The sequence below is a fragment of the Hydrogenophaga sp. genome, from assembly GCF_041633695.1.
Lineage (GTDB): Bacteria > Pseudomonadota > Gammaproteobacteria > Burkholderiales > Burkholderiaceae_C > Hydrogenophaga.
Window position 1 is genome coordinate 1 of record NZ_JBFJMY010000106.1, and the last position, 11479, is coordinate 11479.

Sequence of the window (11479 nt, forward strand, 5' to 3'; positions counted from 1 at the left end):
CTCGGCACCGGCGCGCCGGCGGCGGACGCCGAGCTGATCACCTGCCTGTGGCGCCTGTGCGCCGAACAGACGCTGACCATCAACACCACGGCAGCGGGTGGCAATGTGGCCTTGTTTGTCAGCCAGCCTGCGCACTGATTCCGCCGCTTCAGCGGTGGACCGGCCCGCCTGAGCCGAAGCGGATCACACGCCGGCGCCGCCCAGAGCTACCATGCGAGCGAACCCTCCGCCCAACGCACAGGCCGCACCCATGTCCGACACCACACCCGCCCAAAACGCACAGCTCATCCAGCAGTGGCTGGATGAGCACCGCATCACCGAAGTGGAATGCATCATCCCCGACATGTCGGGCCATGCGCGCGGCAAAATCGTGCCACGCCACAAGTACAACCCCGCCGTGGGTCTGCGCTTGCCGGAGGCGGTGCTGGCCATGACCGTCACCGGCGACTACCCACGGGAGGACTACACCTCGGTGGCCGATCCGGACATGTTGCTGCTGCCCGATGTGAACACCTTGCGCCCGGTGCCCTGGGCCAAGGAGCCGACGGCGCAGATCATCCACGACTGCCACCGCTTTGACGGCACGCCGATTGAATTGTCGCCACGCAATGTGTTGCGCCGCATCCTCAAGCTCTACGAGGCCGAGGGCTGGAAGCCGGTGGTGGCCCCCGAAATGGAATTTTTTCTGGTGCAGGTCGAGCCCGATGAAGACATTCCGCTCAAGCCCCCGGTGGGCCGATCCAAGCGCACCGAAGCGGGCATGCAGAGTTTCTCCATCGATGCCATCGACGAGTACGGCGACATCTTCGATGTGATGTACGACTGGTGCGAAGCCGAGGGCATACAGCTCGACACCCTGATCCACGAAATGGGCACGGCGCAGATGGAGATCAACCTGGATCACGGCGACCCGTTGCCGCTGGCCGACCAGGTGTTTCTGTTCAAGCGCACCATCCGGGAAGTGGCGATCCGCCACAACATGTACGCCACCTTCATGGCCAAGCCCATGCAAGGCCAGCCCGGCAGCGCCATGCACATCCACCAAAGCGTGGTGCGCACCAGCGACGGGCAAAACATTTTCAGCCAGGCCAACGGCGAAGCATCGGATGCGTTTTTCCACTACATCGGCGGCTTGCAAACCTATCTACCGGCGGCCACCGCCTTGTTTGCGCCCTACGTCAATTCGTACCGCAGGCTTTCGCGCTTCACCTCGGCACCGATCAACCTGAGCTGGGGCTACGACAACCGCACCTGCGGCCTGCGTGTGCCGCATTCGGGTCCAGAAGCGCGGCGGGTGGAGAACCGGCTGGCCGGGGTGGACGTGAACCCGTACCTGGCCATCGCGGCCAGTCTGGCTTGCGGCTACCTCGGCATGAAGCAGGGCCTGAAACCCGCCGAACCGCTCACGGGCAGTGCTTACGAGCAACCGCACCGCTTGCCGCGCCACCTCGACGAGGCGGTGGAACTGCTCCTGGCCTGCGCCCCCCTGACCGACCTGCTGGGCGGCCACTTTACCCAGACCTACGGCGCGATCAAAGATGCGGAGTACCGCGAGTACTTCGATGTCATCAGCCCCTGGGAGCGGCGCTACCTGTTGCTGCACGTCTGAGGCAAGCCATGCTTTGCTTGCCCCTGTTTCAGTGGGGCAGCAGGCCGGTGCTCATCTTGCCTTCCAGGAAGGCCTCGAGTTCTTCGATCGGCAAGGCCGGTGCGAACAAGTGGCCCTGGAACTGGTCGCAGCCTTGCCGGGCCAGAAAATCGCGCTGTTCCTGGGTTTCCACGCCCTCGGCCACCACCTGCAGGCTCAGGCTTTGCGCCAGCGCGATGATGGCGCGCGAGATCGCCGCGTCGTTCGGGTCGGTCAGCACGTCGGCGACAAATCCCTTGTCGATCTTGAGCTGGTCCAGCGGCAACCGCTTGAGGTAGGACAGCGACGAGTAGCCGACACCAAAATCGTCCAGCGCCAGCGTGACGCCCAGCTCTTTGAGCATGCCCATTTTTTCGATGGTGATCTCCATGCGGTCGGCCAGCAGGCTTTCGGTCAGCTCCAGCTTGAGCTTTTGCGGCCGGATGCCCGAGCGGCGGATGGCCGACATCACCATGTCCACAAAATCGGGGTGGCGGAACTGGCGCACGCTCACGTTCACGGCGGCGCTCAGGTCGCTGGTTTCGGGCCGCTGCGCCCAGCTGGCCAACTGGGCGCAGACGGTCTCCAGCACCCACTGGCCCAGCGGCAAGATGAGTCCGGTGTCTTCGGCCACCGGAATGAAGTCGGCCGGGCGGATCAATCCGCGGCGCGGGTGTTGCCAGCGCACCAGTGCCTCCACGCCGGTGAACGCGCCCAGACGGTTCACTTGCGGTTGGTAGTGCACCACGAACTGGTGGTCTTTCAAGCCGTTGCGCAGGTCCGAACTGACCGCCGCATTGGCGCTCATCGTGGCCTGCATGCGTGGGTCGAAAAAGCACAAGGTATTGCGCCCCATGGTTTTGGCCTGGTACATGGCCAGGTCGGCTTGCTTGAGCAGCTCGGTGACATCGTCGTGCTGCCCGTTGAACGAGGTCACGCCAATGCTGGGGGTGGCGTAGTGCTGGTGTCCATCCAGGTCAAAAGGCACGCGCAGCGTGTTCAACACCTTTTTCGCCACCACGTCGGCCTTGTAGGCAGCGGCTTCGGGATCGGTGCCCAGGTCGTCCACCATGATCACAAACTCGTCGCCACCCAGGCGCGCGACGGTATTGGTCTTGCGCACACTCTGCGCCAGTCGCCGTGCGACCTTCTGCAGCAAAAGGTCGCCCTTGTGGTGGCCCAGCGTGTCGTTGAGGATCTTGAAGTTGTCCAGGTCGATGAACATCAGCGCCCCTTGCTCGCCGGTTTCGGCGCACTGCTCCAGCGCGTGGGTTAGGCGGTCCATCAGCAACTGCCGGTTGGGCAGGTCGGTCAAGGCATCGTAGAAAGCGAGGTGGTGGATTTCGTCTTCCGCCTCCTTGCGCTGGGTGATGTCGCGCCCCACGGCCACCCAATGGGAAACCGTCTGGTTGGTCGAGAGCACCGACACCACTTCGAGCTCGACCCAGAACCAGGCGTTGTTCTTGCGCCGGACCATCAGTTCGGTCCGGGCCTGCTGCGTATTGTGCAGACCCAAAGAGAGTTCGCGCAGTTTGGAGATCGTCGGGTCCAGGCCGAGCAACATGCGCGGCGTTTGCCCCAGCACGTCGGCACGGCTGTAGCCGGTGTGCAGCTCGAACGCATCGTTCACGAACACGATGCGCGGCTCCTGGTCGCTGTTGACGCCTGCCTCGGCAATCACCACGATGTCGTTCAACCGGGACACCGATGTCTCCAGCAGCATGAGCTGCTCTTGTGCTCGGTGGCGTTCGGTCACGTCCCGGAAGTAGACCGCCAGACCTTCGGCAAAAGGGTAGGCGCGCACCTCCAGCCATTTGCCCAGCGAAGGAAAATGGTCTTCGAATTCTTGGCGGCGGTTGGTCTTGATGGCCCGTTCCAGCTGGGTGCGCATGCGCTGCCCCACGTCGGGCGGGAAGTCGTGCCAGACCTCCAGGCCGAGCAGGTCGGCGGTGGTCTTTTGCAGCAGGCGCTCGCTCTCCTGATTGAGGTAGGTGAAGCAACACTGGCGATCCAGCGTCACAAACGCCTCGGTGATACTGGCCAGCGTGGTGGTCAGCCGCATGGCCAGGCGCAGCGTTTCCTGCTGCGCCTGTTTCTGCGCAGAAATGTCTTGCATGGCGCCGTGGATGCGCAGAATATCGCCGTCTTCGTTGCGCACCGCCGCCGCCACCGTGCGCACCCACTTCGAGCCCAGGCCCGGCACCAGGACTTGCACCTCTTCGTCAAATCCGGCCCCCGTGGTCGCGCAGCGCTCCAGCCGCTGTCGAATGCCCGATTGCCACTCCGGGTTGCAGCTTTGCACCAGTTGTTCAAACGTGGTCTGGCGGTTGGCGGTTTCCAGCCCGAGGATGGCGGCGTACTCGTCGGAGTAAACCCCCAGACCGCTGACCAGATCGATGGACCAACTGCCCACGCGCGCGGTCTGCTCGACCATGTCGCGGCGACTCTGGCTTTCCCACAGCGCCTGCGCGTTCGCCGCTCCCTGCCCCAGAATACGGGCCGACGTGGGGGGGTGGCGCCGGGCCAGGTTCAGCAACAGCGCGGCTTGCTGGGCCAAGCCTTCCAGATCCTCGGGCACAAACACCAAGTGATCACAAGGTGCTTTGGAGAGCAGCACCAGCAAAGTGCGGTTGCCCGTCGTGAGCTCGGGCAATACGACGGCGTGGCAAAAGCACAAGTCCGCCGAGCTGGAATTCAGCGGTCGCAAGGCCTCCGCAGACAGTTGCGAGCCCTCTCGTGAGGACGAGGTTTCACCTTTTCGGTCTGGATCCTCGGTCAGCAAGGGGCTGCAGGCGCGCGCGGCACTGGCACAGCCTGTTGCCGACAGACCGTGTGAACCCAATACGCGTGCTTGTTCGGGGGCTTGTTCGATCAAAAGAGCCGCGCGCGTGCCACACAGCCGACACGCCAGCCTGGCAAGCTGGTCCAGTTGGGTGTGGAGCTCTTGCAGGCCCACATGGGCGTCCGGGAAATGGCTGAGGTCGGAACGGTCCGCTTGGGGTCCGGTAGGCATGTATTTGAGTGGCTCCAGTTAGCGAGCAAACCAGCATACAGAGCATTTTGTAACAAGTCGATTCAAACCAAAGCATTCAACAAATTGCAGGTACCCCCCTGAAACCGGGAGTATTAGCTCTTTTGGGGGAGAAGTTTGTAACATTGATGTTGTTTTTTGTTGCAACTGAACTAATATCGATTCGAACACGGACGAGATGTCCGACTTGACTTGACAAGGGAGTCTGGGGCGCCACAGGCGAGACAGACCACAGGAAACACATATGAGCGCGTTAGCACAACTCCGACAGTACAAAGACGTGGGCAGTCTGAAATCTGCTCTGCACCAGCTGTGCAGCGAGTTCGGGCATATTTCTCGCCTCGACATTCTGACCGCAATGCACGAAGGAACCAAACAGGCGATTTGTTTTCTGCGCATGGAGCGCCCCGAACAGGAGCAGCAGCTCATGAAAACACTGGGTGTGGGGCGTTTTGGTGGTGAGGTGGTTTTTGTCCTGAACCTGAATCTGCCCGCTGCCAACGAAGATTTTGGGCCGTCGTCCGTCTGGGCCGATTCGAATCTTTACGAATAAGCGCTGGGACTTTACCTGCTGAATGGCGTTGAGCCGGGCATCCGCGCCCAACGCCAGGCGAACCCGATTCGGGCTTGTCATCGCGTGGTGGCACGCCCGTTTTCTCGTTATGGGGAGCCTGCGCCTTGGCTGCAAGCTTGAGCGCTGTACGCCGTTCAGCGCAAACGCCCAACCGCTAAACCACGATCAGTTGAGTTCGCCGAATCCGCTGGGCTTTGCGCCCAGAGAGGTTTTGTTGGGCGCGGTCTGGTTGATGTTGAGCCAGAATTCACACACGTGCTTCATGGCGCCCAGAAACTGCGAAAACTCCGTTGGCTTGGCAATGTAGGCGTTGGTACCCGCTTCGTAGGCCCGTTGCAGATCGCTGGGCTCGGTGGACGAGGTGAGCACGACCACCGGAATCTTGCGCAAGGCGTCACTGCCCTTGACTTCCTTCAGCACACCAATGCCGTCCAGCAGCGGCATCTTCAGGTCCAGCAGAATCAGCACCGGGTCGGCACCCGTGCGGTTGGCAAAGGCGTCGCGGCGGTAGAGGTAGTCCAGCGCCTGCATGCCATCCGACACGTGGGTCACCTGTCCTTCCAGTCCATGGCGGGCCAACGCCAGCTTGGTCAGCTCGGCGTCATCGGGGTTGTCCTCAACGAGCAGGATGGTGTCGGCAATTTTGGTCATGGTCCAAGGGCTGCAAAAAATGAATCGCTCTGGGCGTCCGAGGCACTTGCACCATCGAACGGCAGCGAAAAATAGAACACACTGCTTTTACCCAGTTGGCTGTCAGCCCAGATGTTGCCGTTGTGGCGTTCAAGGATTCTTCGGGTGAGTGCGAGGCCGATGCCGGTGCCTTCAAAGTCGGAAGCCCGGTGCAGGCGTTGGAAAACGCCAAACAGCTTCTGTGCGTATTTTGTATCAAAGCCCACCCCGTTGTCACGCACAAAGAAGGTGTAGCCGACGGCAGGGTCCACGCTCCAACCCACTTCGATGCGGGCACATTCGCGCGGACGGGTGTATTTGAAGGCATTGCCCAGCAGGTTGGCCCAGACTTCGCGCAGCAACAGCGCGTCGCCCTGCACCACGGGCAAGTCGGGTGCAATCACCCATTCCACGACCCGTCCTTCGGTGTCGTGAGCGATCTGGCCGACCACGGCTTCTACCAGCATGGAGAAGTCCACCGGCGCCAGGTTGACCGCCGAACGTCCGAGCCGGGAGAACGCGAGCAAGCCGTCGATCAACTGGCTCATGTGACGCGCCGAGCTGCCGATGGTGCTCAGGTAGCGGTTGGCGATTTCGTCGCCTTGGCTGCCGAGCTGTTCTTCGAGCAGACTCACAAAGCTGGAGATGTGCCGCAAGGGTGAGCGCAGATCGTGCGATACCGAATACGAAAATGCTTCCATGTCCTTGTTCGCGGCAACGAGCTGCTCTGTGCGTTCCGTGACCCGGTTCTCGAGCTCGTCGTTGATGTTGCGCATCAAGTCTTCCAGCCGCTTGGCATCGCTCATGTCGCGGTTGATTTTGGCGAACCCACGCAGTTCACCATCGTCATCGCGCAGGGCGATCAGCAAGGAGTGGGCCCAGAACTGGGATCCGTCCTTGCGCGAAAGCCAGGTGTGCAACACGTGCTGGCCGCGCGATGCGGCCAGGCGCAGCGCCTGTTTGGCAGCGTCCAGCCGTTCTTCGGGCGGGGTCAGGCCGAACAGGTGTGCGTAGTGCTTGCCCAGCATTTCGGTGGGCGAGTAACCCTTCATGCGCTGGGCGCTGTCGGTCCAGTCGGAAATCGTTCCGTCTGCGTCCATGAAGTAGATGCTGTACTCGCGCAGGTTGTCCACCATCAGCCGGAAGCGCTGTTCGCTCTCCAGCAATTCGGCCGAGCGCTCCTGGATGCGTTGTTCCAGTTCTTCGTTGAGCAGGCTGACCCTTTCTTCGATGCGCTTGCGCTCGGTGATGTCGATGACTTGCACAAAAAGGCCTTGCACCACGTCGGCCTGGATGTCGGGTATGTAGGTGGTGCTGACATAAATCGACGCGCCGTCGGGCAATGTCCGCCAGGCTTCAAAGTGCTGGGCTTCTCCGGCCAGCGCAGCCCGCATGGTGGGGGCGACTTCGGTCCAGACGCCCGGAGGCAGCCCCTTTTTGATGTGTTGGCCGACCAGTTCGGTTGGGTCCATGCCAAAGAGTCGCTTGTGTTCGGCGTTGGCAAATTGGATGTGCAGCGTGTTGTCCAGGTAGACAATCAACCCGGGCACGTGGTCGGTGATGGCTTGCAGAAAACGCTGGCTGGCGAGCAAGGCGTCTTCCGCCTCTTTGCGGTGCGAGATGTCGATCACCGTGGTGTTGCTGCGCAGAAACTTGCCTTGTTCGTCCCATACCGCGCTGGACGACAGCAGCGCATGGAAAGTGCTGCCATCGCGGCGGCGCAACTCGTACTCTGCCCCGTCCAGCCGACCTTCGGTGATGAGCCGTTGCAGGCGGTCTTCCAGCTGCGGCACGTGGTGGGCATGGATGAATTCGTGGAAGCGCTTTTTGCCCACCACTTCTTCCCGGCTGTAACCCAGCCAATGCAGCTCGGTGTCGTTGATCGACACATACAGCCCATCAGGGCCGAGCGAGTGGTAACCACAGGGCGCCCGGTGGTACAGGTCCTGCGACTGGGCATAGGCCACTTGAAGCTGGTCGTTGGCCAGTTTCACCTGGTCTTCGGAGGCCTTGCGCTCGGTGATGTCCAGAACCTGTATGAACAGGCCCATCACCTCGTCGCCGCTGCAATACGGCGTGTACTCGATGCTGGCGTAGAAGGTGTTTCCATCGGGGAACGCGCGCAAGCCTTCGAAGCGTTGGTGCTGCCCCTTCAGCGCAGCCGCCAGCTTGGGGCTGACATCTTGATAGTCTTTGGGGTCGAGCACCGCGCTCAGAGGCATGCCGACCACGTCCGCATGGCCATCACTTCGCCCCCGGGAAAAGCTGGCGTTGGCAAAACGGCAGATCAAGTCGCGGTCAAAAAAGGCGAGCTGAACGGGCACGCTGTTGGTGACGGTTTGCAGGAAGCTGCGCTGCGCGTGCAGGGCGTCTTCTGCGGCCTTGCGTTCGGTGATGTCGATCAGCGTGCTGTTGCTGCGCACAAAGTGCCCGAGGTCGCTGAATTCGGCGGTGCTGCTGATCAAGGCCACGAACTGGGTGCCATCGCGGCGACGCAAACCCACCTCGACCGGTTCGAGCGGTTCACCCGCCATGAGCTGGCGCAGTCGCGACTCCATGCTTTCCAGGAAAGGCGGCGTGACGTAGTCGCGAAAATTGCGCTTGCCAACGACTTCGGCTCTTGCGTAGCCGAGCCAGTTCAGTTCGGTCTGGTTGATCAGGACATAGACGCCTTGTGCGTTCACCGAGTGGTAACCGCAGGGCGCCTGGTCGTACAGCGCTTGCGCGTTGCGCAGTGTGTCCTGGATGCGCAGATTGGCCTGGGCCAGCTCTTCGGTGCGGCGCTGTACCCGGCTCTCCAGCTCGGCATTGAGCTGCTGGATTTCATTCCGCTGCTCGTATTGCTCGGAGATGTCGCGCGAGACCGCAAGCAGCATGATGGGTTGGCCGTCGGCGTCCAGAATGGGGGAGATCAGGTTGTCCCACCATTTCGGACGGCCCTTGAAGGTGCTGGCGAAACCGATGAAGCGGGCCACCCGGCCTTGTTGGGCGCTTTCAATGGCGGCGCGGGCCAGTTCCTCATTTTCTGCCGGCCACCATTGAGACCAGTCCTGTCCGCGCACATCTTCGAAGTTGTCGATTTCGAGCAAGCGACAACCTTGCATCGTCATCTGCAACACATGGCCTTGCAGGTCCAGCACCTTGGTGCAGTCGGGGGAGTTGGCGATGATCTGGCGGTTGAGCTCTTCCTTGATCCGCGCATCGGCCTGCAGCGTGCGCTGCGAGGTGATGTCCTGTACAAATCCCAGCTGACCGACGACGGCGTTGTCCTCGTCGCGCAATGGCACGTTTCTGATCAGGATGTTGGCTTGTCCCTGATGCTTGCGGAGCAGCCTGAACTCCAGGCTCAGGGGCTCTCCATCCACCACGCCCTGCTGCCAAAGTTTGCGTACCCGTTCCAGATCATCGGGGTGGACTTGGCGCAACCAGCCGAAGTCGGGAAAGTCCTTGGCTTCCAAGTCAAAAATATGTTGCAGGGCGGGGTCGACATGGGTCAGCACGCCAGCGCCGTCGGTGCGAAAAATGCCGATGGGAAAAACGCTGGAGAGGGCTTCGAACAGCGATTCGTATTCCACCCGCGCGGCTTCATCCGCGCTTTGATCGCGGGTGGACAGCAGCTTGGTGTGCAAAGGGCGAGGCAGCGCCGGGACGTCGTTGTCAGCTTGCTCTGCGTCGCCCACCAGATCCGCGGAACGGCGGCGCAACCGGGCATTCTCGGCGCGCAATTCGTTGATCACGCGCTGCATTTCCAACTCGCGCGCCGACACCCGCTCGTTGCCCGAGACAGGACCTTCCGAGGAGGCGTCGTATGGGTAGTAGGCGCTCATTCCTACCAACTGTACCCGAGCAAGTCGCTGGGCAACTGTTAAATATGACGGCTAGAAACGGGGCAGTTCGGGGTATGGAAGCCGGTTGCCTCGAACCAGCATCTTGCCGTATTCAGCACAACGTTGGAGTGTGGGAATCACTTTTCCGGGGTTGAGTAGTTCTTTGGTATCAAAAGCCCGTTTGATGCCAAACATCTGCGCGTTTTCTTCCGCCGAAAACTGCACGCACATGCTGTTGAGTTTTTCGATGCCCACACCGTGTTCGCCGGTCACCGTACCACCCATGGCCACACTGGTTTCCAAGATATCGGCACCAAACAGCTCGCAGCGGTGCAGCTGCTCGGGGTCGTTGGCGTCGAACAAAATCAGCGGATGCAGGTTGCCGTCGCCGGCGTGGAAGACGTTGGCGCAGCGCAACTGGTACTTCTTTTCCATCTCTGCGATCGCGTGCAGGATGTCGGCCAGGCGCTTGCGCGGAATGGTCGAGTCCATGCACATGTAGTCGGGGCTGATCCGGCCCGACGCCGGGAACGCGTTCTTGCGCCCGCTCCAGAAGCGCAGCCGCTCGGCTTCGTCGCGGCTCACAGCGATGGCGGTGGCACCGCAGCGGCGCAGCACCTCGCTCATGCGGCCGATTTCTTCTTCCACCTCTTCGGGGGTGCCATCGCTCTCGCACAGCAAAATGGCCGCCGCGTTCAGGTCGTAGCCCGCGTGTACGAAATCCTCCACCGCCGCCGTCATGGGCTTGTCCATCATCTCCAGGCCGGCCGGAATGATGCCTTCTGCGATCACGCTGGCGACGGCATCGCCCGCGCACTGGATGTCGTCGAAACTGGCCATGATGCAGCGCGCCAGCACCGGTTTGGGCAAGAGCTTCACCGTCACCTCGGTGGCCACGGCCAGCATGCCTTCGCTGCCGATCACCAGAGACAGCAGGTCGTAGCCCGGCGTGTCCAGTGCTGCGCTGCCAAAGGTGATGGCTTCACCCTCCATGGTGTAGCCGCGCACCTGCAGCACGTTGTGCACCGTGAGTCCGTACTTCAGGCAGTGCACGCCGCCGGAGTTCTCGGCCACGTTGCCGCCGATGGTGCAGGCGATCTGGCTGCTGGGGTCGGGTGCGTAGTACAGGCCGTGTGGCGCGGCGGCTTCCGAGATCGCCAGGTTGCGCACCCCACCTTGCACGGTGGCCGTGCGGGCGATCGGGTCGATGTGCTGGATGCGGTTGAACTTGGCCAGCGAGAGCGTCACGCCCAGGGCGTGCGGCATGGCGCCGCCCGAGAGGCCGGTGCCTGCCCCCCGCGCCACCACCGGTGCACCGAGCGCGTGGCAGGTTTTCAGCACCGCCTGCACCTGCTCTTCGGTTTCCGGCAAGGCCACGGCGAGCGGACGTTCTCGGTAGGCGGTCAGGCCGTCGCACTCATAGGGCGTGGTGTCCTCGGTGTGCCACAGCAGCGCATGGGTGGGCAAGACGGTTTGCAATGCGTGCACCACCTCGGCCTGGCGCGCAGCACGCGCCAGGCGGCTGGCTTGTTCGGAGTGGATGGGCGCGTTCATGGTGGCGTTTCCTGCGAGGGTGGGTCGCTTCCAGTGGGAATCCCCCGAGCGATGAAACCAGTTTAGGGGAAAGTGGGCGCTTCGGGGGTGAAGAAACTTTCAGCGCTTTGTGAGCAGAAAAAGGGTCTTGAAATCGCAGGGGATGGCACCCACTTTCTGTACACGAGGGGGCCAGGTGCTGGCCCTTTAGCCAACCC

Annotated in this window: 6 protein-coding genes; 2 read left to right on the forward strand and 4 right to left on the reverse strand. The window is 62.0% G+C overall.

Annotation, left to right across the window (positions count from 1 at the left end):
• The first annotated feature begins 250 nt into the window (after positions 1 to 250).
• The gene (locus ABYB95_RS08805; protein WP_372658094.1) at positions 251 to 1609 is read left to right on the forward strand and encodes a glutamine synthetase family protein; all 1359 of its coding nucleotides are present in this window, start codon (positions 251 to 253) and stop codon (positions 1607 to 1609) included.
• A gap of 28 nt (positions 1610 to 1637) precedes the next feature.
• Here ABYB95_RS08805 and ABYB95_RS08810 read toward each other — a convergent pair whose 3' ends face one another.
• On the reverse strand, positions 1638 to 4640 hold the full coding sequence (locus ABYB95_RS08810) for an EAL domain-containing protein (RefSeq protein ID WP_372658095.1): 3003 nt from the start codon (positions 4638 to 4640) through the stop codon (positions 1638 to 1640).
• Positions 4641 to 4902: 262 nt separating this feature from the next.
• Between ABYB95_RS08810 and ABYB95_RS08815 the strand changes: the two genes are divergently transcribed.
• Entirely contained in the window at positions 4903 to 5211 is a 309-nt protein-coding gene (locus ABYB95_RS08815; RefSeq protein ID WP_372658096.1) for an RNA recognition motif domain-containing protein, read from the forward strand.
• Between the two features lie 186 nt (positions 5212 to 5397).
• On the opposite strand, the gene ABYB95_RS08820 is transcribed toward ABYB95_RS08815, so the two are convergent.
• From ABYB95_RS08820 to ABYB95_RS08830, 3 genes are read right to left on the reverse strand one after another with little or no spacing between them, the layout of a single operon-like run.
• Entirely contained in the window at positions 5398 to 5883 is a 486-nt protein-coding gene (locus ABYB95_RS08820; RefSeq protein WP_372658097.1) for a response regulator, read from the reverse strand.
• On the reverse strand, positions 5880 to 9728 hold the full coding sequence (locus tag ABYB95_RS08825; protein WP_372658098.1) for a PAS domain S-box protein: 3849 nt from the start codon (positions 9726 to 9728) through the stop codon (positions 5880 to 5882). The genes ABYB95_RS08820 and ABYB95_RS08825 overlap by 4 nt, the downstream gene beginning before the upstream one ends.
• Before the next feature lie 51 nt (positions 9729 to 9779).
• Positions 9780 to 11282, reverse strand: a complete 1503-nt coding sequence (locus ABYB95_RS08830; RefSeq protein ID WP_372658099.1) for an FAD-linked oxidase C-terminal domain-containing protein — start codon at positions 11280 to 11282, stop codon at positions 9780 to 9782.
• Positions 11283 to 11479: the final 197 nt, after the last annotated feature.